The sequence below is a fragment of the Paraburkholderia sediminicola genome (assembly GCF_046027355.1).
GTDB classification, from domain to species: domain Bacteria; phylum Pseudomonadota; class Gammaproteobacteria; order Burkholderiales; family Burkholderiaceae; genus Paraburkholderia; species Paraburkholderia sediminicola_B.
In genome coordinates, this window is record NZ_JAQQEK010000037.1 from 1 (window position 1) to 26,090 (window position 26,090).

General features: G+C 62.8%; 24 protein-coding genes and 2 tRNA genes. 13 read left to right on the forward strand and 13 right to left on the reverse strand.

Features of this window, described 5'->3' with window-relative positions:
* Positions 1–398 precede the first annotated feature (398 nt).
* From pstS to phoR, 7 genes are all read left to right on the forward strand, one after another.
* Positions 399–1,430: a phosphate ABC transporter substrate-binding protein PstS gene (pstS, locus tag PQR42_RS38180; RefSeq protein WP_408385875.1), complete on the forward strand. Its 1,032-nt coding sequence runs from the start codon at positions 399–401 to the stop codon at positions 1,428–1,430.
* Positions 1,431–1,578: 148 nt separating this feature from the next.
* Positions 1,579–2,580 (forward strand): phosphate ABC transporter permease PstC, encoded by a 1,002-nt coding sequence (gene pstC, locus PQR42_RS38185; RefSeq protein ID WP_408385877.1) that lies wholly within the window; start codon positions 1,579–1,581, stop codon positions 2,578–2,580.
* A complete protein-coding gene (pstA, locus tag PQR42_RS38190; RefSeq protein WP_408206729.1) occupies positions 2,577–3,473 on the forward strand; it encodes a phosphate ABC transporter permease PstA in 897 nt (298 codons plus the stop codon). Before pstC ends, pstA begins: the two co-directional genes overlap by 4 nt.
* Before the next feature lie 17 nt (positions 3,474–3,490).
* On the forward strand, positions 3,491–4,339 hold the full coding sequence (pstB, locus tag PQR42_RS38195) for a phosphate ABC transporter ATP-binding protein PstB (RefSeq protein ID WP_132373617.1): 849 nt from the start codon (positions 3,491–3,493) through the stop codon (positions 4,337–4,339).
* A gap of 28 nt (positions 4,340–4,367) precedes the next feature.
* Entirely contained in the window at positions 4,368–5,072 is a 705-nt protein-coding gene (gene phoU, locus PQR42_RS38200) for a phosphate signaling complex protein PhoU (RefSeq protein WP_091792610.1), read from the forward strand.
* A gap of 26 nt (positions 5,073–5,098) precedes the next feature.
* Positions 5,099–5,800: a phosphate regulon transcriptional regulator PhoB gene (gene phoB / locus PQR42_RS38205; protein WP_006051991.1), complete on the forward strand. Its 702-nt coding sequence runs from the start codon at positions 5,099–5,101 to the stop codon at positions 5,798–5,800.
* 113 nt (positions 5,801–5,913) lie between these two features.
* On the forward strand, positions 5,914–7,227 hold the full coding sequence (gene phoR / locus PQR42_RS38210) for a phosphate regulon sensor histidine kinase PhoR (protein ID WP_408206726.1): 1,314 nt from the start codon (positions 5,914–5,916) through the stop codon (positions 7,225–7,227).
* Positions 7,228–7,323: 96 nt separating this feature from the next.
* On the opposite strand, the gene ppk1 is transcribed toward phoR, so the two are convergent.
* On the reverse strand, positions 7,324–9,387 hold the full coding sequence (gene ppk1, locus PQR42_RS38215) for a polyphosphate kinase 1 (protein WP_408206724.1): 2,064 nt from the start codon (positions 9,385–9,387) through the stop codon (positions 7,324–7,326).
* A 201-nt stretch (positions 9,388–9,588) separates the two neighbouring features.
* On the opposite strand from ppk1, the gene ppx reads away from it, so the two are divergent.
* Entirely contained in the window at positions 9,589–11,214 is a 1,626-nt protein-coding gene (gene ppx, locus PQR42_RS38220; RefSeq protein WP_408385878.1) for an exopolyphosphatase, read from the forward strand.
* Between the two features lie 114 nt (positions 11,215–11,328).
* On the opposite strand, the gene PQR42_RS38225 is transcribed toward ppx, so the two are convergent.
* The 5 genes from PQR42_RS38225 to PQR42_RS38245 all read right to left on the reverse strand — a co-directional run bounded on the left by PQR42_RS38225 (position 11,329) and on the right by PQR42_RS38245 (position 13,994).
* Positions 11,329–12,141: a GNAT family N-acetyltransferase gene (locus PQR42_RS38225; RefSeq protein ID WP_408495177.1), complete on the reverse strand. Its 813-nt coding sequence runs from the start codon at positions 12,139–12,141 to the stop codon at positions 11,329–11,331.
* A gap of 324 nt (positions 12,142–12,465) precedes the next feature.
* Complete coding sequence (sixA, locus tag PQR42_RS38230) at positions 12,466–12,924, reverse strand: phosphohistidine phosphatase SixA (RefSeq protein WP_408206720.1); 459 nt, start codon at positions 12,922–12,924, stop codon at positions 12,466–12,468.
* A 210-nt stretch (positions 12,925–13,134) separates the two neighbouring features.
* Positions 13,135–13,211 (reverse strand) — tRNA-Pro (locus PQR42_RS38235).
* 93 nt (positions 13,212–13,304) lie between these two features.
* A complete protein-coding gene (locus PQR42_RS38240; RefSeq protein ID WP_007181032.1) occupies positions 13,305–13,463 on the reverse strand; it encodes a DUF3309 family protein in 159 nt (52 codons plus the stop codon).
* A 357-nt stretch (positions 13,464–13,820) separates the two neighbouring features.
* On the reverse strand, positions 13,821–13,994 hold the full coding sequence (locus tag PQR42_RS38245; protein WP_408206717.1) for a hypothetical protein: 174 nt from the start codon (positions 13,992–13,994) through the stop codon (positions 13,821–13,823).
* 182 nt (positions 13,995–14,176) lie between these two features.
* On the opposite strand from PQR42_RS38245, the gene PQR42_RS38250 reads away from it, so the two are divergent.
* On the forward strand, positions 14,177–14,347 hold the full coding sequence (locus PQR42_RS38250) for a hypothetical protein (protein WP_408206715.1): 171 nt from the start codon (positions 14,177–14,179) through the stop codon (positions 14,345–14,347).
* Positions 14,348–14,556: 209 nt separating this feature from the next.
* Here the strand turns inward: PQR42_RS38250 and PQR42_RS38255 are convergent, their stop codons facing one another.
* Together PQR42_RS38255 and PQR42_RS38260 are read right to left on the reverse strand one after the other, a co-directional pair.
* Entirely contained in the window at positions 14,557–15,924 is a 1,368-nt protein-coding gene (locus PQR42_RS38255; RefSeq protein ID WP_408385880.1) for an MATE family efflux transporter, read from the reverse strand.
* On the reverse strand, positions 15,921–16,229 hold the full coding sequence (locus PQR42_RS38260; protein WP_408385882.1) for a DUF2288 domain-containing protein: 309 nt from the start codon (positions 16,227–16,229) through the stop codon (positions 15,921–15,923). The genes PQR42_RS38255 and PQR42_RS38260 overlap by 4 nt, the downstream gene beginning before the upstream one ends.
* Positions 16,230–16,337: 108 nt before the next feature.
* Between PQR42_RS38260 and PQR42_RS38265 the strand changes: the two genes are divergently transcribed.
* Complete coding sequence (locus PQR42_RS38265; RefSeq protein WP_408385884.1) at positions 16,338–17,066, forward strand: pentapeptide repeat-containing protein; 729 nt, start codon at positions 16,338–16,340, stop codon at positions 17,064–17,066.
* A gap of 840 nt (positions 17,067–17,906) precedes the next feature.
* On the opposite strand, the gene PQR42_RS38270 is transcribed toward PQR42_RS38265, so the two are convergent.
* The 3 genes from PQR42_RS38270 to PQR42_RS38280 all read right to left on the reverse strand — a co-directional run bounded on the left by PQR42_RS38270 (position 17,907) and on the right by PQR42_RS38280 (position 20,287).
* Complete coding sequence (locus PQR42_RS38270) at positions 17,907–18,233, reverse strand: hypothetical protein (protein WP_408385886.1); 327 nt, start codon at positions 18,231–18,233, stop codon at positions 17,907–17,909.
* A gap of 214 nt (positions 18,234–18,447) precedes the next feature.
* The gene (locus PQR42_RS38275) at positions 18,448–19,158 is read right to left on the reverse strand and encodes a peptidoglycan DD-metalloendopeptidase family protein (protein WP_408206707.1); all 711 of its coding nucleotides are present in this window, start codon (positions 19,156–19,158) and stop codon (positions 18,448–18,450) included.
* Positions 19,159–19,378: 220 nt separating this feature from the next.
* Positions 19,379–20,287: an aldose epimerase family protein gene (locus tag PQR42_RS38280; protein WP_408495180.1), complete on the reverse strand. Its 909-nt coding sequence runs from the start codon at positions 20,285–20,287 to the stop codon at positions 19,379–19,381.
* 654 nt (positions 20,288–20,941) lie between these two features.
* Here PQR42_RS38280 and PQR42_RS38285 point away from each other — a divergent pair.
* Complete coding sequence (locus tag PQR42_RS38285) at positions 20,942–21,772, forward strand: undecaprenyl-diphosphate phosphatase (RefSeq protein WP_132373630.1); 831 nt, start codon at positions 20,942–20,944, stop codon at positions 21,770–21,772.
* Positions 21,773–22,061: 289 nt separating this feature from the next.
* Positions 22,062–22,135: transfer RNA gene (locus PQR42_RS38290), tRNA-Arg, on the forward strand.
* Positions 22,136–22,213: 78 nt separating this feature from the next.
* Here the strand turns inward: PQR42_RS38290 and PQR42_RS38295 are convergent.
* Together PQR42_RS38295 and PQR42_RS38300 are read right to left on the reverse strand one after the other, a co-directional pair.
* Positions 22,214–22,597, reverse strand: coding sequence for a DUF427 domain-containing protein (locus PQR42_RS38295; RefSeq protein WP_408206701.1), 384 nt, complete (start codon positions 22,595–22,597; stop codon positions 22,214–22,216).
* A gap of 249 nt (positions 22,598–22,846) precedes the next feature.
* On the reverse strand, positions 22,847–24,424 hold the full coding sequence (locus tag PQR42_RS38300) for an acid phosphatase (RefSeq protein WP_408206699.1): 1,578 nt from the start codon (positions 24,422–24,424) through the stop codon (positions 22,847–22,849).
* Positions 24,425–24,672: 248 nt separating this feature from the next.
* On the opposite strand from PQR42_RS38300, the gene PQR42_RS38305 reads away from it, so the two are divergent.
* On the forward strand, positions 24,673–26,067 hold the full coding sequence (locus tag PQR42_RS38305; RefSeq protein ID WP_408385931.1) for a cytochrome-c peroxidase: 1,395 nt from the start codon (positions 24,673–24,675) through the stop codon (positions 26,065–26,067).
* Positions 26,068–26,090: the final 23 nt, after the last annotated feature.

Sequence of the window (26,090 nt, forward strand, 5' to 3'; positions counted from 1 at the left end):
GCCAACCCACAGCGCCAACCCACAGCGCCAACCCACAGCGCCAAACCCACAGCGCCAAACCCACAGCGCCAAACCCACACCGCCAAACCCACACCGCCAAACCCTCGGCCCCACCAGCCATCTTTCCACCCGCGGCCCATTGCCGCACCACCCGCGCCACATCCCCCTAACCCCCAACGCGCACCCGCAAACGTTCGCGCCCCATCTTTTTCGCCTAATCTGTAGAGCGACGCCCCGAACGTCGCGAAACCGGCAATTTCTCCGTTCAAGCGCCTTTCAGGCCTGTAATCCCACTGTCACATCCGTTTCACGGTCAGTCACGTTACTGTCACAAAGAGACCCTAAGCTTCGCGGTGTTCGTGTTACTCGCTCACACCGCTCACACCTTTGGAGGTCTCATGAAATTGATGCAAACCGTGTTCGCTGGCGTCGCTGGCGCGCTTTTCGCGATCGCAGCGCAAGCCGCAGACATCACCGGCGCGGGCAGCACCTTCGCAGCACCGATTTACACGAAGTGGGCCGATTCGTATCAGAAGTCCGGCGGCGGCAAGGTCAACTATCAAGGCATCGGTTCGTCGGGCGGCGTGAAGCAGATCGTCGCGAAGACCGTCGACTTCGCCGGTTCGGACGCGCCACTGAAGGACGACGAACTCGCCAAGGAAGGCCTGTTCCAGTTCCCGACGGTGGTCGGCGGCGTGGTGCCGGTCGTCAACGTGCCGGGCGTGAAGCCGGCTGAACTGACGCTGTCGGGCGAAGTGCTCGGCGACATCTACCTGGGCAAGATCAAGAAGTGGAACGATCCGGCGATCGTTGCGCTGAACCCGAAGGTCAAGCTGCCGGATACCGACATCGCCGTGGTTCGCCGCGCCGATGGTTCGGGCACCAGCTTCATCTGGACGAACTACCTGTCGAAGGTCAACGCGGACTGGAAGACGAAGGTCGGTGAAGGTTCGACGGTCAACTGGCCGACGGGCACGGGCGGCAAGGGCAACGACGGCGTCGCGGCCTTCGTGCAACGTCTGCCGGGCGCAATCGGCTACGTGGAATGGGCGTACGCGAAGCAGAACCACATGACGTATGTCGCGCTGAAGAACTCGTCGGGCACGGTGGTCGAGCCGAAGACGGACACTTTCAAGGCAGCGGCTGCAGGCGCGGACTGGTCGAAGTCGTTCTACCAGATCCTGACGAACGAACCGGGCAAGAACGCATGGCCGATCGTCGGTGCGACGTTCGTGCTGTTGCACACGGCGCAGGACAAGCCGGCGCAAGGCACCGAAACGCTGAAGTTCTTCGACTGGGCGTTCAAGAACGGCACGCAAGCCGCAAACGATCTGGACTACATCTCGCTGCCGGATTCGGTCGTGGCGGAAATCCGCACGCAATGGAAGGCGAAGGTGAAGGACGCTTCGGGCAAGGCAATCGCCGAGTAAGAGAAGCAATGAGCACAGCGCTCAGCATCCGTAGTACGTAACACGTTGGCCGTCCTCAAGCGAGGACGGCCAATGGCTTTAACCACCGGCATTACCGGCCGCACGACACGTGTCATACGGCAACTGGAAACAGGTCCATCAGGCTCTCATGTCCGATATCCAATTAGCGTCCGGCGCGAGCAGGTCGACCCCGCCCGGCAGCGCGTCGCAGCAGAAAGCGCCTAGCCGCGCCGGCGACGTGATCTTCGGCGGTCTCGCGCGCCTTGCCGCCATCATCACATTGCTGTTGCTCGGCGGCATCATCGTTTCGCTGATCGTCGCGTCCATGCCGTCGATCAAGCAATTCGGTCTCAGCTTCCTGTGGACCGCCGACTGGGATCCACCCAGCAAGCAATTCGGCGCCCTGGTGCCGATCTACGGCACGATCGCCACGTCGATCATCGCACTCATCATCGCGGTGCCTGTCAGCTTCGGCATCGCGCTTTTCCTGACTGAACTCGCGCCCGCTTGGCTGCGCCGGCCGCTCGGCATCGCGATCGAACTGCTCGCCGCGATTCCGTCGATCGTGTACGGCATGTGGGGTCTGCTGGTGTTCGCGCCGATCTTCGCGACGTGGTTCGAAAAGCCGCTCGGCGCGGTGCTCGGCGGCATTCCGGTCGTCGGGGCACTGTTTCAGGGCGCGCCGATCGGCATCGGCATTCTGTGCGCGGGTGTGATTCTCGCGATCATGATCATCCCGTACATCGCCTCGGTGATGCGCGACGTGTTCGAAGTCACGCCGGTCCTGCTGAAGGAATCGGCGTACGGCATTGGCTGCACGACGTGGGAAGTGATGTGGAAGATCGTGCTGCCCTTCACCAAGAGCGGCGTGATCGGCGGCGTGATGCTGGGTCTGGGCCGCGCGCTCGGCGAGACCATGGCTGTCACGTTCGTGATCGGCAACACCAATCTGCTCGACAACGTGTCGCTCTTTTCACCGGGCAACAGCATTACGTCGGCGCTCGCCAACGAATTCGCCGAAGCGGATCCGGGCCTGCATACGTCGGCGCTGATGGAACTCGGCCTCATTCTGTTCGTGATTACTTTCGTCGTGCTGGCGATCTCCAAGGTCATGCTGCTTCGCCTCGAAAAAGGGGAGGGCGCGAAATGAGCCAGCCCACTTTGAATATGCCGGGTTCGAACGACGCCGTCGCGCTCGAAGCCATGCGCGTGCGCCTGCAAGGCCGCCGCCGCATGAAGAACGCGATTGCGCTGACCATGTCGCTCGCCGCGATGGCATTCGGTCTGCTGTGGCTGATCTGGATTCTGTACACGACCTTGCGCCTCGGTATCGGCGGCTTGTCGGTCGAACTGTTCACGCAATCGACGCCGCCGCCGAACACCGATGGCGGCGGTCTCGCCAACGCCATCGTCGGCAGCCTGATGCTGGTTGGGCTAGCGACTTTCGTCGGCACGCCGATCGGCATTCTGGCGGGCGTCTATCTCGCCGAATACGGTCAGAAGGGCTGGCTCGCGAGCCTCACGCGCTTCATCAACGACATTCTGTTGTCGGCGCCGTCGATCGTGGTGGGTCTGTTCGTCTACGCGCTGGTTGTCGCGAAGATGGGTCACTTCAGCGGCTGGGCCGGTGTGTTCGCGCTTGCCTTGCTGCAGATCCCGATCGTGATCCGCACCACGGAAAACATGCTGAAACTGGTGCCGAACGCACTGCGTGAAGCGGCTTTCGCACTCGGCACGCCGAAGTGGAAGATGGTGCTGTCGATCACGCTGAAGGCGTCGATCGCGGGTATCGTCACCGGCGTGCTGCTCGGCGTGGCGCGTATCGCAGGCGAAACCGCGCCGCTGCTCTTCACGGCGCTGTCGAATCAGTTCTTCTCGATGGACATGGGCCAGCCGGTCGCGAACCTGCCGGTCACGATCTACAAGTTTGCGATGAGCCCGTTCGCGCAGTGGCAATCGCTCGCGTGGGCCGGCGTCTTCCTGATCACGCTCGCGGTGCTGGGACTGAACATCCTCGCGCGCACGATCTTCTCGAACAAGTAAGGGCGGAGTGTAATCCGATGAATATGGCAGAAACTCAACTCAATCCGATCGCGCGTCCCACTGCGCCCGCCGGTTTCGATCCCGCCCAGAGCGGCCAGTCGCAGGCGTCGTCGCGCCCGAAGATCGAGATCAACGACCTGAACTTCTTCTACGGCAAGTATCACGCGCTGAAGAACATCAATCTGCAGATTCCCGAAGGCAAGGTGACCGCGTTCATCGGCCCGTCGGGCTGCGGCAAGTCCACGCTGCTGCGTACGCTGAACAAGATGTACGCGCTCTATCCGGAACAACGCGCCGAAGGCGAGATCCTGATGGACGGCGAAAACCTGCTGACCTCCAAGCGCGATATCTCGCTGCTGCGCGCGCGGATCGGCATGGTGTTCCAGAAGCCGACGCCGTTTCCGATGTCGATTTACGACAACATCGCGTTCGGCGTGAAGATGTTCGAAACGCTGCCACGCTCGGAAATGGACGACCGCGTCGAATGGGCGCTGACCAAGGCCGCGCTGTGGAACGAAGTGAAGGACAAGCTCGGTCAGAGCGGCTACGGTCTGTCGGGCGGCCAGCAGCAGCGTCTGTGCATTGCGCGCGGTATCGCGATCCGTCCGGAAGTGCTCCTGCTCGACGAACCGTGTTCGGCGCTGGACCCGATTTCGACGGGCCGTATCGAAGAACTGATCGCCGAATTGAAGAGCGATTACACGGTGGTGATCGTCACGCACAACATGCAACAGGCGGCCCGCTGTTCGGACTACACTGCCTATATGTACCTTGGCGAGTTGATCGAATTCGGCGATACCGAAAAGATCTTCATCAAGCCGGTCCGCAAGGAAACCGAGGATTACATCACTGGCCGCTTCGGTTAACACGCCGAGCAAAACAAGGGAGTACGACATGTCCGACAAACACCTGTCCAGCCAGTTCGACGCCGACCTGAATCTGGTTTCCTCCAAGGTGCTCGAAATGGGCGGCCTGGTCGAATCGCAGATCGTCAAGGCCATGCAGGCGCTCAACGAATTCGATCTCGACATCGCCGAACAGGTGATCGCCGCGGAAGAGCGCCTGAACAAGATGGAAGTGGAAATCGACGAAGAGTGCAGCAACATCATCGCGCGCCGTCAGCCGGCCGCGCGTGATCTGCGTCTCTTGATCGCGATTTCGAAGACCATCACGAATCTCGAACGCGCCGGCGACGAAGCCGAAAAAATCGCCAAGCGCACCAAGCGTTTGATGGAAGACGGCGCCTCGCGCACCATCAACATCGCCGAAATCAAGTTGTCGGGCGAGATGGCGGTGTCGATTCTGCGCCGCGCGCTCGACGCGTTCGCGCGCCTCGACACGGTCGCCGCCGCGCAGATCGTGCGCGACGATAAAGCGATCGACGAAGAATTCCGCGCCTTCGTGCGCAAGCTGATTTCGTACATGACGGAAGATCCGCGTTCGATCTCGGTGGGCCTCGACTTCCTCTTTATCGCCAAGGCGATCGAGCGGATCGGCGACCACGCGAAGAACATCGCCGAATTCATCATTTACATCGTCAAGGGCACGGACGTGCGGCACAAGTCGCGCGACGCGCTCGAACGCGAAGCACTCAGTTAATCCAGATATAAGGACCAGAGGTGCCGATGCCCAGCAGCATTCTCGTCATTGAAGATGAGCCCGCCATTTCCGAATTGATTTCGGTCAATCTTCAACACGCCGGACACTGCCCGATTCGCGCGTACAACGCGGAGCAGGCGCAGAACCTGATCAGCGACGTATTGCCCGACCTCGTCCTGCTCGACTGGATGTTGCCGGGAAAATCGGGCATCGCCTTCGCGCGCGACTTGCGTAACAACGAGCGCACGAAGCATATTCCGATCATCATGCTGACCGCGCGTGGCGACGAGCAGGACAAGGTGCTCGGCCTCGAAATCGGCGCCGACGACTACGTCACCAAGCCGTTCTCGCCGAAAGAACTGATGGCGCGCATCAAGGCGGTGTTGCGCCGCCGCGCGCCGCAGTTGACCGAAGACGTGGTCGCGATCAACGGTCTCAAGCTCGATCCGGCGACGCACCGCGTGGCCGCGCATGCGGAAGGCAGCGAGATCAAACTCGATCTCGGCCCGACGGAATTCCGGCTGCTGCACTTTTTCATGACCCACCCGGAGCGCGTGCACAGCCGCACGCAACTGCTCGATCAGGTGTGGGGCGATCACGTGTTCGTCGAAGAGCGCACGGTGGACGTGCATATCAAGCGCCTGCGCGCGGCGCTCAAGCCGGCCGGGTGCGATGCTATGATTGAGACGGTACGCGGCAGCGGCTACCGGCTTGCGAAGAGCGCCTGACGCTCGCTCACCGGTCGCGGCGTTCGAGTCCGCGTCGGATACGTCATCTTCGCAACGATAGGCGCCGCGATTTCCATCACGGCGCATGGGCTTTTCTCTTCGATCGCTAGACCATGAACATCATCTGGGCGCGCTCCATCGTGTCGGTCGTGCTGCTGGCTGTTCTGTGCGTGGTGGTCGGCGCACTCGTGAACGTCAAGGCAGCGCTCGTCCTCGCGATTGTCATGCTGCTCGCGCAGAGCCTTTTCAGCACCTTTCATAAACAGCGTTTGTGGCGTTTGCTCGACGCGCCGGTTTACGGCGAAGTGCCGAGCGCCCCCGGCATCTGGGGCGAAATCTACTACCGTCTGCACAAGCTCGCGAAGCGCTGGCACGCCCAGGTACGCTCGGTCGAGCAACAGCATTCGCGCTTTATTCAGGCGATCCAGGCCTCGCCGAACGGCGTGGCGATGCTCGACGATCACGATCAGATCGAGTGGTGCAACGCGATCTCCGAACTTCATTTCGGCCTGGACGCGAAGCGCGATCTGCGCCAGCACATCACGCATCTGGTGCGTCAACCGGACTTCGTTCGCTATCTGAATTCGCATCGCTACGAAGAAATGCTGATCATGCGCGGCATGGGCGACAAGCGTCAGAACGTGCTGTCGGTGCAGGTATTTCCGTACGGCGAAAACCGCAAGCTGGTGCTCTCGCAAGACATTACCGAACTCGAGCGGACCGACGCGATGCGGCGCGACTTCGTCGCCAACGTTTCGCATGAACTGAAGACGCCGCTCACGGTGCTCTCGGGTTTTCTGGAGACCATGCGCGAGTTGCCGTTGAGCGAAGCCGAACGTTCGCGCTATCTCGAACTGATGGAGCAGCAGGCTTCGCGCATGCGCCATATCGTCAGTGATCTGCTGGTGCTCGCCAAACTCGAAGGCGACAACAAGCCGCCGAGCGACCAGATGATCGATATGCGCGCGGTGTTGCGGCATCTGCGGGACGACGCGGAAAACCTGTCGAGCGATCATCACAAGATCGTGTTCGATGCCGATGAAGGGCTCACCGTCACCGGCGTCGAAACGGAAATTCTCAGCGCGTTCGGCAATCTCGTCACGAACGCGATTCGCTACACGCCGGATGGCGGCGCGATCAAGGTGGCTTGGCACGCGCAAGGTGGCAATGCGGTGTTTTCCGTGACGGACAGCGGACTCGGCATTCCCTCTGCGGACATTCCGCGGCTGACGGAGCGTTTCTATCGCGTCGATCGCAGCCGTTCACGCGACACCGGCGGTACGGGCCTCGGCCTCGCGATCGTCAAGCATGTGCTGCAACGTCACGATGCGCAGCTCGATGTGAAGAGCGAAGAGGGACGTGGCAGCACGTTCACCGTGCGCTTCCCGGTGTATCGCACGGCGCGCCGGCAGCCTGCGCCGGCTTGAACGTCAACACATCGGCCTGAAAAAAAGCCCGCACGTAGTAGCGGGCTTTTTTACGCGTGTCGCGGGCTCGCAGAAGCGAGCGCAATCGCTAGCGCGTTACGAACAGAATTTCCCAAGCAGGCTCATCTGCGCGTTGCGCGAGGACTTGCCCGGCCGGCGACGCCGGTAATGGCCGTCGCTTTGCATGAGCCACGCAGACTGATTGTCACCGAGAAATGCTGACAGGCCTTCAGCGATCACACGCCGCTTCAGACGGCGGTTATTGATCGGGAAAGCGACTTCCACGCGCCGGAAGAAATTGCGGTCCATCCAGTCGGCGCTCGACAAATAGACCTGTTCCTTGCCGCCGTCGTAGAAGTAGAAGATGCGGTGATGTTCAAGAAAGCGCCCGACGATCGAGCGCACGGTGATGTTCTCCGAAAGCCCAGCCACACCCGGCTGCAACGAACACACGCCACGCACGATCAGATCGATTTTCACGCCGGCCTTCGCGGCTTCATACAATTCGGCGATCACCGTGGGTTCGAGCAGCGCGTTCATCTTCGCGACGATGCGCGCTTTCTTGCCGGCGCGCGCATGCTCGGCTTCGGCGCGAATCGCTTCGACCAGTTTCGGATGCAGCGTGAACGGCGATTGCCACAACTCATGCAGCTTCAGTTCTCCGCCGATGCCGGTCAACTGCTGGAACACGTGATGCACGTCTTCACAGATTTTCTGATCCGCGGTCATCAGGCCGAAGTCGGTGTAAAGACGCGCCGTACGCGGATGGTAGTTGCCGGTGCCGAGGTGCACATAGCGCTTGAGCGTGGTCTTGCCGCCCACCGACACGCGCCGCACGATCAGCATCATCTTCGCGTGGCACTTGTGGCCCACCACGCCGTACACCACGTGCGCGCCGACCGCTTCGAGCTGCGAGGCCCAGTTGATGTTGGTTTCCTCGTCGAAGCGCGCGAGCAGTTCGACCACCACCGTGACTTCCTTGCCGTTGCGTGCGGCTTGCATCAGCGCGTCCATCAGCGGCGAATCGGTGCCGGTGCGATAGATGGTCTGCTTGATCGCGACCACGTTCGGATCCTTGGCCGCTTGCAACAGCAGCTCGAGCACCGGCTGAAAGCTCTCGTACGGATGATGCAGCAGCACGTCGCCCTGATCGACCACGTCGAACATATTGGCGCTGTTGGCGATCTGCGACGGAATCGCGGGAATGTGCGGCACGAACTTCAGATCGGGGCGGTCCACCATCTCCGGTAATTGCATGAGCCGCACCAGATTGACGGGGCCGTCTGCGTAATAGCAATCCTTGTTGGAGAGGCCGCTTTCGTCGAGCAGGCGCCGCACGACATGCGTGGGCGTTTCCGCCGACACTTCGAGCCGCACCGCGTTGCCCAGATGCCGCGCCGGCAATTCGCCCTGCAACGCGACACGCAGGTTGGTGATTTCATCTTCGTCGACGAACAGTTCGCTATTGCGCGTGATGCGAAACTGATTGCAACTGCGCACGACGAGGTTCGGAAACAGCTCACCGACAAAGCGCTGCAACAGCGAGCTCAGCAGCACGAAGCCATGCGGATAGCCCGACAGGTCTTGCGGCATGCGCACGAGCCGCGGCAGCGCGCGCGGTGCCTGCACGATGCCCATCATCGCCTGACGGCCGAACGCGTCCTTGCCTTCCAGTTCGACGACGAAGTTCAGGCTCTTATTGAGCACGCGTGGAAACGGATGCGCCGGATCGAGCCCGATCGGCGTGAGCACGGGCAGCAGTTCATCGAAGAAGTAATTGCGCGCCCATTCGGTCTGCGCTTCGTTCCACGCTTCCGTGCCGTGAAAATAGATGCCTTCTGCTTCGAGCGCGGTGAGCACCGTGTCGTGCAGCATGGTGTATTGGCGATGCACGAGCTTCTGCGCGCGTTCGACCACGAGGTCGTACACGTGCTGCAGCGACATACCGTCCGGCGACAGTGCGCCGGGGTTGTCGCGCATCTGTTCCTGCAGTCCGGCCATGCGGACTTCGAAGAATTCGTCGAGATTGCTACTGGTGATGCAGATGAAACGCAGGCGTTCGAGCAAAGGGACGGCTGGGTCGGCAGCTTGTGCCAACACACGCTCGTTGAAACCCAGAATGCCCAGCTCGCGATTCAATAAGGGGTAGCGGATGGACATCGGCAGCGAGAATGGAATGTCAGGAAGAGAGGCGGAAAGACGCTCGGAAATTCTCACAGTATGATGACGTTGTTATGACATTCTCGATTTTTTAATTCTACGCCGTAATCGTCGCATGTCGTCATTATGACGCAGTGGATATGGGACCATTGGGCACCCCCATTGCTGCGAGGTGACATCGTGAGGCCCGGTACGCTTAGAATGGCGTCTTTGAACAGCGCGGCCGGCCAGAAGGCGCCCAAGGCACCGAGTGGATACGCGGCGCCCTCCGCATCCAACGTCGCCGCGCTCGCGCGCATGGAGTCCGCTTACCCGATGGTCAATACTCCGCACCTCCTCGCTGCCGTCGATCTCGGCTCGAACAGCTTCCGGCTGATCGTGGGCCGGGTCGAGGAAACCGACGCGGGCAGCCAGATTTACCAGGTCGATGCCTTGCGCGAGCCCGTGCGCCTTGCCGCCGGTCTATCGCGCGACAAGATGCTCGACCGTGCTTCGCAGGTGCGTGGCTGGGACGCGCTCAAGCGTTTCGGTGAGCGTCTTCGCGACTTCCATCCCGATCACGTTCGCGCGGTCGCCACCAATACATTGCGCATCGCCAAGAATGCCGGCGAATTTCTCGGCGAGGCGCAAGCCGCGCTCGGTTTCCCGATCGAAGTGATTGCCGGGCGCGAAGAAGCGCGCCTGATCTACGCGGGGGCAGCACACTCCGTGCCCGCGAGCCCGGGCAAACGGCTCGTGGTCGACATTGGCGGCGGGTCGACGGAATTCATCATCGGCTCGCATTACACGCCGATCAAGATGGAGAGCCTGTATATCGGTTGCGTGAGCCATAGCCGTGCGTTTTTCCCGGCCGGCAACGTCGACGAATATACGATGCGTCAGGCCGAACTCGCCGCGGGCCGCGAAATCCAGATCATTTCCGCCGAGTACAAGAAGACCGGCTGGGAACAGGCGATTGGTTCATCGGGCACTGCACGCGCATTGGCCGAATTGGTGGAGGCTAATAACTTCAACGATCCGGGCATCACGCACGGTATCTCGCGCGGTGGGCTCGAACGGCTCAAGCGCGCGCTGATCAAGGCGGAGAACGTCAATCGGCTGAAGCTCGTCGCGTTGAAGGGCGATCGCATTCCGGTGCTGGCCGGTGGCCTGTCGATCATGATCGCGGTGTTCGACGAACTCGGCGTCGACTATGTCGATACCACGGACGGCGCGCTGCGCCTCGGCGTGCTGTACGACCTGCTGGGCCGTTCGCAGCACGAGGACATGCGCACGGTGACGGTGGAAGGCTTCATGCGCCGCTATGGCGTGGATCGCGCGCAGGCGGGGCGCATCGGCGAACTCTCGGTGCGCTTCTACGACCAGTTCGCGGAACCCGACGAAGAGCGTCGCACGGAAAACCGCATGTTCCTCGGTTGGGCGGCGGCGTTGCACGAAATAGGGCTGTCGATCTCGCACAGCGCGTATCACAAGCACTCGGCCTACATCGCCAGCAACGCCGACATGCCGGGCTTTTCGCGCACCGACCAGGCGCGGCTCGCCGCGCTCGTGCTCGGTCACGCGGGCAAGCTCGGCAAGCTGTCGCAAACGCGCGAAGTGGAGTGGCCGCTGCTGTTCTGTCTGCGGCTCGCGGCGCTGCTGTGCCGTCGGCGTGCGGACGTCGGCTTGCCGGGCATCTCGGTGGCGCAGGTCAACGGCGGTTACGAGGTGCGCTTGCCGAACGAGTGGGTGGCGAACAATCCGTTGACCGACTACAGCCTGATTCAGGAGGCCGCGGAGTGGGAGAAGGTCGGCATTCCGTATCGTGTGGTTTATACGGACGACTGAGGCATTGCTTACGGCGCATGAATGAGAAAGCCCGGCAAATCGCCGGGCTTTTTTGTGGCCGCTTGTTTCTGATTCGCCGACGCCCATCAAAGCGCGTCACACGAACCAGTCCGCTCAGCGCGGCAGCGCATCGCCGAGGAAGTGGCGAGCGTAACGTGCATTGATATCGGACAAACGGAACAGTGTCAGAAAGTCTGCGGTATTGAAGTCGGGATCCCATGCCGGCGCGCCGCAAATCTTCGCGCCCAGATGCAGATAACCCTTCACCAGCGGCGGCGGTGCCACCTCGGCGCCCGTCTGCAATTCATCGACCGGCAGCGGCGTGTGCGGAAACGCGCGATATTCCGGCGCGGTCAGTGCGTTGTCGCGCAGCGAGCAATACAGATTCGCCGCGTAGTGGCCGCCGTCGACCATCGCCACGCTCGCGCAGCCGAGCATTGTCTCGTAGCCGTTGTGCTTCATGTAGGCGGCGAGGCCCGCCCACAACGACATGATCACCGAGCCACTGCGATAGTCGGGATGCACGCACGAACGGCCCACTTCGACCATCTTGGCGCGCAGGTGCGTCAGACGCGACACGTCGAATTCGCTTTCCGCATACAGGCGGCCGATACGCGCGGCCTGATGCGGCGGCAACGCGCGATACGTGCCGACCACTTTCAACGTGTCGAGATCGCGCACCAGCAGGTGATCGCAGTAGGAGTCGAACGAATCGACGTCGAGACCCGCGGGGCCCGTCAGGCGTGCGCCCATTTCGTCGGCGAATACGCGGTAGCGCAGACGCTGGGCTTCGCGCAGCTCTTCGTCGGTGCGCGCCCAGGTGACTTGCAGGCGATGCTGGGCGGTGACCGTTTCCTCGGCGCGCGGCAGACGGCGCGACTCGAAGATCGAAGCGAGGGGCAGGGTAGGCGTCGGCAGTTCTCGCATGGGGGGTCCTGGTCGAAAAAAGGGAGATTTCTTTTTTCGCCAATGTAGTAACGCCTGGTGACGCTCGCATGGCAAACCCATGACGATTGGATGACTGCCCGTAAGCTGCATGCCTCCGGCTTGTAATGTCCGGATCCGAGTCGGCGAGTGTTGTTTTCGCGCGAAATGTGGGGGCGTGGCGGATTGGATGGGAGCGATTCGAGCGCCGGGACGCTGCGATCCTGGCGGTGTGGGTGAAGCACGTGATCGATGCGAGCGGCCCGGCGGTGTTCGTGCGCCGCGTGGGATTTTATGGGCCGCCGGCCTGGTTGAAGCGAATCCGAATCAGACCAGATCGGGGCTCATGGCGGCGCGCAGCACGGCCTGGTCGTCGCCGTCGCGTTCACGGCTTGCGATCCACCACACGCCGGCTTTCTTCAGCGGCCAGCTCGCGTCGCTATCGCCGAGCAGCCGCGCGGCGACGTGACCGAGCGTCGGTTGATGGCCGACGATCACCACCGTTTGCGCGATGCCCTTGGGCCAGCCGGCGGCGTTGAGCACGTCGTCCGCGCTCGCGTTGGGGGCGAGTTCGCGCACCACGCGGTACTGATCGCTGAGGGTCTCGGCGGTCTGGATGGTGCGCACGGCAGGGCTCGCGAGCACCACGGCGTCGTCGGGCAGCCGGGTGCGCAGCCATTTGGCGACGTTTTGCGCCTGCTTGCGGCCCCGCGTAGTGAGCGCCCGCGCGAGATCGGTGCTGGCGATGTCTTCGGCTTCGGCGTGACGCCAGAGAATCAGATCCATGGGTGTCTCCTTGACTCTGGTTGCGGCGCTTGAGCCTGATCAGGCGTGCGCCAGGTTTTAGTCACTGTCGCACGCGGCCTCGCCAGGCCGCAAGGCGATCGCTCAGGCTGACCGTATAGGCGCTCCGGTATATCGCGAGTGCGAGCCTGAGAGCCCAAAAAGCAAAAACCCGCGAAGCCGGAGGCTACGCGGGTTTCGTATTGCTTTTCGTGGTCGGAGCGAAAGGATTCGAACCTTCGACCCTCTGATCCCAAATCAGATGCGCTACCAGGCTGCGCTACGCTCCGACGAATCCGAGATTCTACGTGGCATTGGGTGCCAGAGTCAATCACGAATTGCGCCGGTGCGAAACGGAGGCTCGAATGCGCGATTCGGCCGCGTTATATGCGTCCCATGAGCAGCAACACGATCACGATGATCAGCACGACGCCCAGCACGCCGGTCGGCCGATAGCCCCAGCCGCTGCTGTACGGCCAGCTCGGTAACGCGCCGATCAGCAGAAGAATGAGCACGATAAGTAGTATGGTTCCGATGGTCATTCGAGTTCTCCCTGTCTGGCCTGAGCCATTTGGTCTGTTGGTTCGGCGCATTCGCGCCGGGACGCTCGACGCGCAAGCTGCGCGCTCCTTGCAGGCTTACATGCAGCAAGGCATGTGCCTAAACGGAAAGTAAGGTCGGAGGGGAGAGGGTGGGCGGTTGGATGCTTCAGTCGTGGCGAGGTGATGCATCAGGGGAAACGGCAGGCAGGAAAAACTTGCGCGCCGAAGGTGAGTGCGGGACTGGCGTCACCACGCAAGCAGTCGACGTGCGAGCGCGGGCTCGCACGTGCGGTGCAGCGTATCAACCGTTTAATTATCCGGAATCGCCGCAGGCGCAGCCTGCAGCAGGGTTTCCGTTCAGTGCCGGCGACGCATCCAGTGCGGCATGTGCTGATGAGTCAGCCAGTGATGCACCATGCCTTCGCCGTCGTGTTCGCGCCGATAGGTTCTCGATTCGTAAATCGACAACACGAGCAGCACGAGCAGACCTATTCCGAGTCCGATCAGACCCGCGATCGTTTCAGCGTCCATGGCAGTCTCCTGTGAGATGCGGCTGTGACTTTATAGTAGCTCACACGTAACGAAATGGGAGGGGCAGGGCTGCTCGCCGCGGCGTCGTGGAATGCGCTTTGCAGGTAGACTCTCGGCGCTCGCGCTTGCCCGGTCAGCGCCGGGCAGCCGCTCTTTCATTCTGCTTCGAGAGACTCCTGTCTATGATCCGCGTTTCAATGATTGCGTTGCTGCTGGTTGCCGGCATTGCCGGCTGTGCAAATGGTCCGTCCGGCCATCACGGCGGCCCGCCGCCGCAAGATCCCGCCGACTACCACGGCGTGCCCACCGACAGCCGTCCTCCCACGATGGTGCCTGCGCCGGCCACACCTTGAGCATCGGCTGACAACGGACTCGGTGACGGGGACGAATAGCGGGAGCGAAGCTCCGGCGCGGGCACGCCGGCGCTTCTGACCCGCGCAGACTTTTCGCGCGGAGAGCGCGGGCTGAGGTCATTCTAGGGCGGGCGTCGCCCGCGATATGTGTGCGCTTGTTTCAAGCCGTAACCGGGTGCCGCGATGCGAAATGGGCGACGCCTGAGCGCTCAAGTCACCGTGCCCGCCATACCGCGCACGACGCCCGGCACATAGCGCGCGAGCGTGAGACCGCGCAGCGCCATGAAGAGCAGCATCGCGGCCCACAGGCCGTGATTGCCGTACAGCGCCAGCAAGGCCCACGACGCCGCCACGAACAGCGCGAACGACACCACCATCGACATCATGAGCTCGCGCGTGCGGGTCGCGCCAATGAAGACGCCGTCGAGCAGAAAGCCCCACACGGAAACCACCGGCGAGAGCGCGGCCCACGGCAGATACATTTCAGCGGTGGCGCGCACGGCGGCCTGATCCGTCAGACGTTCGACGATCCACGAGCCCGTGCCCCAATACACGAGCGAGAACCCCAGCGCGCCGAGCGTGGACCACAACGCCGTCACCTTGATCGCCTGTGTGAAAGCATGCCGGTCGCGCGCGCCGATCGCCGCGCCGACCAGCGCTTCGGCGGCGTGCGCGAAACCGTCGAGTCCGTAGGCCATGAAGGTCTGAAAATTGAGCAGCAGCGCGTTGGCGGCGAGCGTGGCGTCGCCTTGCTTCGCGCCCAGATGCGCAAACCAGCCGAACGACGAGAGCAGGCACAAGGTGCGCACGAAGATGTCGCGATTGAGCACCACCAGCCGCTTGAGCGCCGCAGCGTCGAACAAGGCGGCGCGGTTCAGCGCGGGCAGGCCGCGCGGCCTGCCGTGCCATAGCAGGGCGGCGCCGAGCACGAAGCCGAGCGCATCGGCGGTGGCCGTGGCCGCGCCGATGCCGGCCACGCCCCAATCGAATCCGTAGACGTACAGCAGCACGGCCACGATGTTCACGCTGTTGATGAACACCTGCGAGAGCAGCGCGAGCCGCACCTGTTGCGTGCCGAGCAGCCAGCCGAGCACGACATAATTGCCGAGGGCGAGCGGGGCGGCCCAGATGCGCGCGTGACAGTAAAGCCGCGCGTTGCGTTGCACCGCGTCGCTGCCGCCGATCACGCGCAATGCGTAGTCGATCAGCGGCATTTGCAGCGCCAGCACGACGGCGCCGATCGCGGCCGCCAGCAACAGCGCGCGTACGACGTTGTTGCGCAACTCGGCGTGGTTGTCCGCGCCGTGCGATTGTGCGACCAGACCCGTCGTGCCCATGCGCAGGAAGCCGAAACCCCAGAACACGAAGTTGAAGAACAGGCCGCCGAGCGCCACGCCGCCGAGATACGACGCGCCATCCAGATGGCCGGCGACGGCGGTGTCGACCGCGCCGAGAATCGGCTGCGTCAGATTGGCGAGGACGATGGGAAACGCCAGCGCGAGCACCCGGCGGTGCCAGTGCACAGGGACGGCGGGTGCCGCGGCCGACGTGTCCGCGTCGCGCGCGGCTTCGCTCAATTGCGTTCCTGCACGCACACCCAAGGCGAGACGACGACGGCCCAGAGATCCGGGTCGCGCTCGGTGAAGTCGGCGGCGGTTTCCGCCTGCACGCGCTCGACGAGCCCGGAGGACAGCCATTGCGTGACCTGCGTGGTGTCGTCGCCGGCGATGGCTTCGGCAACGCTCACCAGATCGAGGTCGCGCGCGACACGCAGCAGCATGCCGCGGGCGAAGAAGCGTTCGAGTTCGGGCCAGCCGATCTTGGCGGTTTCGGCGAGCAGCTTGGCGTACAGCGGGCTATGGGTGGCGTCGTTGGAAGTCATCGTAAGCGGGTTCTGACGGGGCCGTTACTATAAACCATCGGCGCGCGGCGCCATCGCGGCGCGCGTTCCGGTAGGCTATGGGTCCTTCGAAATTCATTCTGAACCTTCATGTCACTGGATTCAACGGCGCCGGCTTCGGGCGCCCAAGCTCACGTCGTGAGCGACGCCGCGCTCATGCGCGCCGAGGTGGAGCGACTCGTCGCGGCGAGCCTCGCCGGCAATAAAGCGCCGCTTCATTTCACCGACTGCGATTTCGAAGGCGTGGACCTGTCGCGGCTCGATCTGCGCGGCGCCGAGTTTCATCGCTGCACGATCGTCGAGACCTCGTTTTTCGGCGCGACGCTGTCGCATACCCGGTGGGTCCGTTGCCGTGGCCGCGAGGCGGATTTCGCGTCGGCTGATCTGGTCGACGCGGCGTTTCAGTCGAGCGATCTGAACAACACCAGTTGGCGGCGCGCCAAACTCGCTTCGGCGTCGTTTCACAGCTGCAAGCTGACCGGCGCCAATTTCGAGGCGTGCACGGCGCTGGGTTTGAGCTTCGTCGAAACGCTGCTGGTCGGCGCGCACTTGCGCGGCCTGTCGTTTCGCAAAGCCACGCTGCAACAGCTGGATTTCTCCGATGCCGATCTCGCCGGTGTCGACTTCCGTGAAGCGATCTTCGACGGCGGCAGCCTGAAGGACGCCCATCTGAAGGGCGCGCGCTTCGACGGTGCGGACCTGCGCGAAGCCGACCTGAGCGGCGTCCGGCTCGTGGACGCGGCGCTCTTCAAGGGCGCGACGATCTCGCATGCCCAGGCGGCCGTGCTCGTCACCGAGCTGGGTTTGCGGGTCATGTGAGCGCGCGTGTTTTAGCCGGCCGATTTTAGCCATTCGGCCAGCTTGAACGATTGGATGCCGATACTTATCATTCGATTGGTCGAATCAATAAGCCGCCCGATTTTTCGTGGCACAATTTGTCGGCGGATTTGAATCTCTTTAATATTTTCGCCATTCGCGAATTTTCTTGTGAAGAAATCACTGCTTTAATTGAACCGGTCAATATCGGTTAATAATGCGAAAGAGTGCGGTGGCGCACTAAAGCTACGCAGGACGTAAAGCGTCCGAATCATACTGGATGAGTTAGCCGAAATCGGCCAGCGGCCTTTCCTCAGGCCTTTTGCGGGCGATTTCGGCCGGACGCCTGCTTTGCGCGGTCCGGCGGCCAACGCCGGAGTTTCGAGTCGCGCCATTTGAAACGCTTAATGTGAAACGGCGGGCGTATTTAGCCTGCTTATTTCCGACTTTTCCGGTTCACGTAACGCGGAATCAGTACGCCGCATCACATTGACTGCGAAATTAATATATTGCGCTTGTAAAAGGGGATTGTTAGATTTCGTTCTGGCGCATGGTGAACCGGTCCTTTGCCGATATGCGCCGAACCCCCGTTAGCCCGGCCTCGTGCCGGGCTTTTTTTTCGCCGCGCTCATGGTCGAGTCACGTGCGAGTCACTGCGGATTCACATGGGCAGTGGATCATGAAAACTTACTTTCCCTTTCCCGAGCATGAGCGCGTTAATCATTTTCCTCGGCATCTGCCCGGTTGCGCTCGGCGTGCTGATCGCCTTCGCCGCGCGCATCGATCCGCGCTCAGGACGCTGGCGCCGCCGCTAGTCCGGGCGGCGGCACGCGTGGCGTCGTCTTATTGCTTGCAGCGAACCACCATCGACCGGTTCTTCACGTTCGCGCCGAAGATACCGCCGACCGTTCCGCCCGAGGTCGCGCCGTTGTCGACGTCTTTCGACACCACGTCGTAGCCGTAATTGCCGCAGACTTCGCCCGCGCGTTTGTAGCACTCGGCCCAGCTCGAGCTTGCGTCGCTGCCGCTGCAGTTGATCGCAAAGCCGGTGTCGCCGTTCGGCAGGTAGGTCATGGTGGTGGTGCTGGAGCAGCCGCCGAGGCTGCCGAGTGTCGCCAGGCCGAGACCGATCGCCGCGGCCGTCGCGACGGACGCAAATGCGCTCTTCATACAGATTCCTTACAGATAAACGGTGGAAGACGTGACGCGAAGCCACGTCGTGTCCTGATTGAGCCTTTTATAACATGCCGGGTTCCCTCGGCTGCGGTTGCAGGGCGCGTGCCCGGCAACGGACGGCGCGAGCGGCGGGAAAGCACGGATGGCACTGGGAGAACCGAGGGCGGCCGCCGGTGGGGCAGCCAGTGCCCGCTCCTCAGTCGGGCCTCTAGCGGGGCGGCAGCGCCCGCGACGGATCGATTGAACGGCCCTGGTAGCGCAGTTCGAAGTGCAGCATCACACGGTCAGTATCCGTGTCGCCCATCTCGGCAATTTTCTCACCGCGCGTGACCGACTGGCCTTCCTTCACCAGCAGCACGCGGTTGTGGGCGTAGGCAGTCAGATATTCAGCGTTGTGTTTGAGAATCAGCAGATTGCCGTAGCCGCGCAAGCCGTTGCCGGCGTACACCACCGTGCCGGGCGCCGCGGCGATGACGGGCGTGCCCGCTGCCGACGAGATATCGATGCCCTTCGAATTGCCGCCGTCGAAACGCCGGATGACCGTGCCGTCGGCCGGCCATACCAGCGAGATCGTCGAAGCCGGCGCGGCGGACGGCGCGCTATCGGCGGGCGCCGGACGTGGCGTGGCCGAAGCGCTGCCGCTTCCACTGCTGCGTACCGCGCCGCTGGTCGAAGCCGTGCCGCCCGGCGGCGCGACGCGCAGCACCTGGCCGACCTCGATACTGTCCGGATTGGTCAGATTGTTCCAGCGCACGATGCTTTGCACCGGTTGCCGGCTACTGCGCGCGATCTTCGACAGCGTATCGCCCCGTTCCACCCGATAAAAACCCGGTCCCACCGGCGCCGACCCGCACGCGGCGAGCAGTGCCACCAACGACGCGCAGGCGAGCCGTTTCATCATTCTTGTTGTGTTACGCATTGGACCTCGCAAAGCGCTGCCGCGCGCCGATCCCGATCACGCGGCAGGTGGATACAAAGCGCTCGATTCTAACGGTTTTGCGCTGCAACACGCGAAAAGCGGGCAGCGCGGCAGGCTCGCGCGGCGCAGGATGCGGCGAAATGAAGCGAGATTTTTGGCGAAACCCGCTTCGAATTCCGCCTCAAAGCCGGCCGCGCGACTCGGTCTGGAATCCCTGCAATCAACCCAACTTGGCGACGCTGATACGCAGCGCGGCGACCTCGGTCTGGCCCGGTTCGAGCCAGCGCAGACCCATGCCGTTGTGAATCGCGTCCGGCAGTCCGAGCCACGGTTCGACGCAGTAGAAGTCCGACTCCGCGGCTTCGGTCCACGTGGTCACGGCGTACCAGGGCACCGAGCCCGGCCGTTGCAGGTCGATCGTGATGAGCCGGTCGAGACCCGGCGCGACGAGCCGCACCGGCTGATCCGGCGTGCCGACGAGGCAATGGAAGCGGTCATGGATGCGCGCCTCATCGAGCGTGTAGCGCGCTTCGCCCGGCTCGGCGGCGCTGATCGAACCGTCCTCCTGCTGATAGCACCGTTGCGTGCGCGGCAGCTCCAGCGAGGTCTCGCCGCGCTGCGTATGCGGCAGCCTGAAGTAGAAGTGATGGCCGGCGTAGTAGGGCAGCCGCGCGTTGCCGGTATTGGTGGTGGTGAACGTGACGTCGAGCGTGTGCGCATCCACGAGGTCGTAGGCGGCCTCGAAACGGAAGCCGAACGGATAGCCGCCGCGGGTCGCCTCGCTGTCGGTCAGGACCATGCGCAGGCCGGCGCCGTGCACGTCGGCGTGAGCTTCGAACGGCAGGTCGCGGGCGAAGCCGTGCATCGGCAGCTCGCGCACCGTGCCTTGGGCGTCACGCCAGTAGCCGATCTTGCCGTCGACACGATGCCGGCCGAGAAACGGGAACAGCAACGGATTGCCGCCGCGAATCCGCGCGGGCTGGCTCCAGTCGGCATGCTCCGGCCAATGGATGACTTCTTCGCCGTCGATCGTCCACGACATCAGACGGCCGCCGGCTTGCGGCGCGAAACGGAGCACGGAGGCATCCTGGGCGATCTCGAGAATGTCCTGTTGCGGGAAGAGGGGCATGGTCGATGGACTGATGAGTAAGAGGTTGAAGGCAAATGCAAGGTAGCCCGGAGGCGGCGTCATCCTGGCGTGCGAGCGTCGGAATTTGCCGCGCGGCGCCACGCGAGAGAATGATTTTGCGCTGCTTTCCGCTACGGGGAAACCCTTCTGGGGAAATTGCGGGTGTCGCCGCAAGGCCATCCTTGCTGATAATTCGTCTGACTGCCCGGGTAACTTCGACGACCGGGCGAGACTGCCTCAGGAGGCTGTATGGATCTCGCAATGGCAATGGCTGTGACGTTGTTCGGCATGTTCGCGGCAAGCACGGTCTACTTCTTTTACAAGCTCGAACGCTGATCCGGGCATCCCGCATCGTCTTGCTCAGATGGTCAAAGGGCGTCCGGTCTGGCGGATGATTCTTCTGCTGGACACCGCGTAGTTCGCTTCACGTCATTCTGCTGATCCCACAGGGCGGCCATTCACGGCGGCCCGTTTCTTTTTCTGCGCCGTAACAACGGTTTCGAGTTGTGACGCAACGCACAATATTTCCCCGAATACGGTCCAAACGCTTGGCGCTGACATTGCAGCCAGGCATAATCGGTGCGCTTTGAGGCGGCCGTGGATTCCTTATCCGGCGCGCCAGTCCCCGACATTTTCCTTACAAGGACGCCCCGCGTGAACCTGTCGTTTCTCATTTTCCTGAGCGTGCTGCAAGGCGTCACCGAACTGTTTCCGGTGAGCAGCCTCGGCCATACGTTGCTCGTGCCCGCGCTGTTCGGTATGCATATCGACAAACACGCGCCGCAATTGCTGCCGTTCCTCGTCGCGTTGCATCTCGGCACGGCGCTCGCGCTGCTGTGGTATTTCCGTAAGCGCTGGTGCGCGCTGGTGCGCGGCTTCTTCGCGTCGTTCGGCGGCCGCCGCAACGACGACGCGCACATGATGTGGGCGCTCATCATCGGCACGATTCCGGCGGGTCTGGTCGGGCTGCTGCTGGAAAAGCGGCTCGAGCGGCTTTTTCACGACCTGCGGATCGTCGCGATCGCGCTGATCGTCAACGGCGTGCTGCTGTGGTTCGGTGATCGCCTGCAGCGTACGCGTGCGCATCAGGCGCCGGAGAAGCTGACTTTCGGTCAGGCGTTTTTCGTCGGTCTCGCGCAGATCGGCGCGTTGATTCCGGGTTTCTCGCGCAGCGGTCTGACGATGATCGCCGGCAATGCGGCCGGCCTGACGGCGGAGAAGTCGGCGGAATTCTCGTTCCTGCTCGGCACGCCGATCATCTTCGCAGCCGGCGTGCTTGAGTTACCGAAGCTGTTCCATGCGCCGGGCCAACTCGCCGACGCGTTGCTCGGCGGCGTGCTGACCGCGATCGCCGCCTATCTCAGCGTGCGTTTCCTGATGCGCTATTTCGAAGGCCGCGGACGTCTGGCGTCGTTCGGCGTGTATTGCGTGATCGCCGGGATCGTGTTCCTCGGCTGGTTCATGCTGCATCCGCAACCGGTGTGATTGCGTTCGCCATGTCCGTTAGCGCGTGCTGGCGGGCAGGGAACGATCGGTTATAATCCGGGCCCGGCTCAACCTGCCGGGCCCGTTTGTTTTGTGACTGGCACGGCCGGTGTGGCGCGCGGATTGTCTGCCAGGCGCCGGAGTGGATTTCCCGTCTGCGGCACGGTCAGTTAGAATTTCGGTATTCCACGAACCCTGTGGCTTGCAGGTGCACAGGTTCCAATGCCCGAAAGCGGGTTCTCATTGCGGGCGATGCACGTCGTGCAGGGTTGCATCGCCTCACTTCAATACGGCAGTAGCTCAGCTGGATAGAGCATCGGCCTTCTAAGCCGAGGGTGGGGGGTTCGAGTCCCTCCTGCCGTACTTCTCATGTTTGCGAGCGCGCTCGCCGTACCACGCGGCGAGCGTCGCGTATTGCGTCCGCCGCGCCGCGCGCGATCGTCACTCCGCCGGTTTCACATCGATCGAATCGACGCGGTTCGGATAGAACGCCAGATGTTGCGCGATCTCCTTCACCGCCGCATACGGCGACTCGTAAGTCCACACCGCGTTGACAGTCTTTTCGCCGCCCGAGGGAATGCTGTAGTACGCGCAATCGCCCTTGTAAGGACAGTAGGTCGCGTGATCGGTGCGCTCCAGCAGCGTCATCTCGACGTCGTCGCGCGGAATGTAATACACCTCCGGATACGATGCTTCGCGCAGCACGAGGGCCTTCTTCGAATCGGCGATCACCTTGCCGGCGACCGTCACGACCACGCGCGCTTTAGCCGGCTCGACCGTGATCGGATGATCGGGACCGGGCACCTTGATGGTTTTTTCAGTCATGCTGTCGAACTCCTGAATGAGTGGGCAAGCCTGCCACGTGTTGCGGAGGGTATCGAGCCGCCATCGAAGAGACGCTCGCGTCCTGGGTCGAAGCATACGCCGCTCGTGAAAACGCGTCGGACTGCGAGTCCGCGCCGCAGCCATAAAAAAGGGCAGCCGAAGCTGCCCTGTCAAAGTCTCGCCCTCAGGCGGACTGTTGCTTACCGCTTAACGCCGTCCGTCTGAAATCGAACGCCTTCTGCCCTTCGCTCACTGCTTGATGTTCAACGCGGCCGTGAGATCGCCCATCGGCTTGCTGCCGTTGCTGACCAGCGCCGCGTCGCGCGCCGCGATACCCGGCAGCGTCGGCAGCGAGAAGCGGTGCGTGATGAAGCGCAGGATCGACGTGGTGTCGTACTGCGTGTGATCGACATAACCCTTCTTCGCGTACGGCGAGATGATCAGTGCCGGAATACGCGTGCCCGGACCCCAGCGGTCGGCCTTCGGCGGCGACACGTGATCCCAGAAGCCGCCGTTTTCGTCGTATGTCACGACCACCACCATGTTGTTCCACTGCGGGCTCTTCTGCAGATGCGAGATCACGTCCGCAATGTGCTGGTCGCCCGACGCCACGTCGGTGTAGCCCGCGTGTTCGTTCAGGTTGCCCTGCGGCTTGTAGAACGACACTTGCGGCAGCGTGCCGTTGTCGATCGCCTTGATGAACTCCGAGCCGGCCAGACCGCCGTCCAGCAGATGCTGCGAGCGGTTCGCGGTGCCCGGCGCGAGGTCGGCGAAGTAGTTGAACGGCTGATGATGCGGCTGGAAGTTCGGCGCCGTCAGGTTCGCGCCGTAAATCACATTCGACGTGCCGTTTTGCGCCGCCGACACCGCCGCGCCCCACGCGCCGCCGTACCACGCCCACGACACCTTCGCGTTGTTCAGCAGATCGCCGATGTGCTGCTGCGACTGCGCCGGCAGGGTGGTGGCCTGAGTCGGATCGGCGAGATTCGCGTCGCCGCCGGTCGCCGCCTTGTTGCCGCTCGGCTGATACGGCGGCTGCATCGTGTTGATCGCGAAGAAGTCAGGCGTGAGGTTGCCCGAATTCACGTACTTGGGCGGGCCGCTCAATGCCGAAGCGGGCGAGTTGGACGCGAGCTTCAGCGTGACGCCGTCGCTTTCCACCGACGAGATCGAGCTGGCCGCCACGCTCTTGTCCGCGTTCGGATAAGTCGGCGTACAGGCGCAGATCAGCCACTGGTGATTCAGGAACGAACCACCGAACGCACCCATGAAGAAGTTGTCGGCGAGCGTGTACTGCTGGGCGATCTTCCACAGCGGCAGCTTGTCGGCGTCGAGCGTGTAGTGGCCCATCACGAGGCCGCCCGAATCCGCCCACGCGGCGAACTTGTCGTTCTTGCCGCCGTTGATCTGCATCTGGTTCTCGTAGAACCGGTGGTACAGGTCGCGGGTCGTGGCCGTGATCGGCGTGTTGAAACCCTTCGGATCGTCGATGGCGAACGGGCTGTTCGGTAGATTCGCCGTCATGGCCTGCGTGACCACCGGCGTCACGCCGGTTTGCGTCAGGCCGTTCCACACCTGCGGCAGCGTCGCGAGCACGGTGCCGTTGCGATCCACCTGCGTGGCGCTCGCCGCCGTCACGTTCTGCAGACCGTTGGCGCCCGGGAAGTTGCCGTACAGGTTGTCGAAGCTGCGGTTTTCCGCGTAGATCACCACGACATTCTTGATCGACGTGATGTCCGGTTCGTTGACTTTGTCACCGCCGCACGCATACAGGCTCAACGCTGCTGCGATCGCGATAGGCGTCGCGCAGATCAGTTTCTTGTTCATTTGATGTGGTTTCTCTCTCTCGCGTTGGGGACGGGCCATCTGAACTCCTTACACGGATGACCGCGGGCGAAAGTTTGGCAAGGCAATTTGACAGAAAGATGTAATTAATTACGAATCGCTTCTGATTGAAAAATACCGTCGGCTGTATGTCATTTAAACGACATGCGGATGAAATACGCTCGCGGACTTCACTATCGCAAACTCACAACTTTCATATGCGGCCAGGTCTGACGGGGATTCGGAAAATAATGGCTCGGGTCGAGGCGCGGCATGGCGCCGGGCTCGCGACGATGCGCATGCGGCAAGCGACGGCGTTCGCGCTCGCGGCCATGACCTTGGCGCTGGCCGCGTGCGATGCGGGTGCGCCGGGGACGGCAGCCGTCACGAGTGCCGCGGCGAGCACGAGCCCTGGCGTATCGGCTTCGTCCGCGCCGGTGGCGGCGTCGGCCGTGCAGGTGGCCGCCCATGAAGCGGGGCAGTCCCGTGCGCAAGTCTACGAATCCGTGCGGCAGATGACGGCGCTCGGCAAGCAACTGTTTTTCGACGCGTCGCTCTCCGGTTCGGGCAAGCTCGCTTGCGCGTCGTGCCACAGTCCGGACCACGGGTTTTCGCCGGCCAATGCGTTGTCGGTGCAACTCGGCGGCAACGACATGCACCGCACCGGCATGCGCGCCGCGCCGACGCTGAAGTATCTGCAATCGGTGCCGGCGTTCGCCGAGCACTATCACGAGTCCGATGACGAAGGCGACGAAAGCGTGGACGCCGGACCGACCGGCGGCCTGACCTGGGATGGCCGCGTCGACCGTGGCGGCGACCAGGCGCGCATCCCGCTGCTGTCGTCGTTTGAAATGGGCAGCACGCCGGCCAAGGTCACTGCGGCGGTCAAGGCCGCGCCCTACGCCGACGCTTTCCGCGCGGCCTTCGGCGCACACATTTTCGATAGCGACGACGCCACCTTCAAGGCCGTGCTGCAAGCGCTCGAAACCTTCGAGCAGACGCCGGAAACCTTCTATCCGTACACCAGCAAGTACGACGCGTATCTGGCGGGCAAGGCACAGTTGACGCAAGCCGAACTGCGCGGCCTGCAACTTTTCAACGACGAGAAAAAAGGCAACTGCGCGAGCTGCCACATCAGCCAGCGCACCATGGACGGCGCGCCGCCGCAGTTCAGCGATTTCGGTCTGATCGCGATCGGCGTGCCGCGCAATCGCGCGCTGTCGGTGAATCGCGATCCACGTTTCCACGACCTCGGCGCCTGCGGCCCGGAGCGCACCGATCTGAAGGGACGCGCCGAGTTTTGCGGCATCTTCCGCACGCCGACGCTGCGCAATGTGGCGCTGAAGAAGAGCTTCTTCCACAACGGCATCTATCATTCGCTCGATCAGGTGGTGCGCTTCTATGCCGAGCGCGACACGAACCCGGAGAAGTTCTATCCGGTTGCGAAAGGCAAAGTGCGGAAGTTCGACGATCTGCCTCAGCAGTACTGGGCCAATCTGAATACTGATCCGCCGTTCGACCGCAAGCCGGGTGACAAGCCGGCGCTCGACGAAGCTGAAATCAAGGACGTGGTCGCGTTTCTGAATACGCTGACGGACGGATATAAGGCGGGAAGCGGGGCGGCCGATTCAGTGGCCGCGAAGTGAGGCAGGTGACGCGATGGCTGCCG